At 67.3% G+C, this 508-nt stretch carries 1 protein-coding gene; it reads right to left on the reverse strand.

Annotation, left to right across the window (positions count from 1 at the left end):
* The coding region (locus CXQ88_RS21515; RefSeq protein WP_258062065.1) for an SDR family oxidoreductase at positions 1–371 on the reverse strand (371 nt) is incomplete at its 3' end.
* Positions 372–508 lie beyond the last annotated feature (137 nt).

The following is a 508-nucleotide window of genomic DNA, read 5'->3' on the forward strand; positions in this document are numbered from 1 at the left end:
GCGAGCACTGCCTGCATGACGAGCCGCAGCGGTGCGGCCATCTGCGAGCCGGAATCTCCGGCACCCAGCGAGGACTGCACCAGGAGCCGGTGCACGCCGGCTTTCTGCATCGCACCGATGACGCTTTCGGTGACAGCCGTCCGCTGCCGGGAAACGCCCTTGGCGCCGCCCACGGTGACAACGACGGCGTCGGCTCCCGCCACCGCCCGGGCTGCTACGGCGGGGTCGGTCGCATCGCCGGTGACCGCGTGTACGCCTGCGGGTGCGCTGCCGCTGCGGGAAACGACCGTAACCTCGTGGCCTGCTGCCTGCGCGAGCGCGGCGAGCTGTGCTCCGGTGCCTTTTGAGCCGCCGACAATGGTGATCTTCACAGGGTCCTCTTATTCGTTGTGACGTGCTCTCAGAGCCTGAAACTATCTTATCGGCGCCCAGGCCGACTACGCCTGACTCCAACATCGGCTCACCCGGCTGATGCTCGTGGGAACAGGGCGCCGTGTGTCATCATCAC

This window comes from Arthrobacter sp. ZGTC412 (genome assembly GCF_002929215.1).
In the GTDB taxonomy this organism is placed as follows: domain Bacteria; phylum Actinomycetota; class Actinomycetes; order Actinomycetales; family Micrococcaceae; genus Arthrobacter.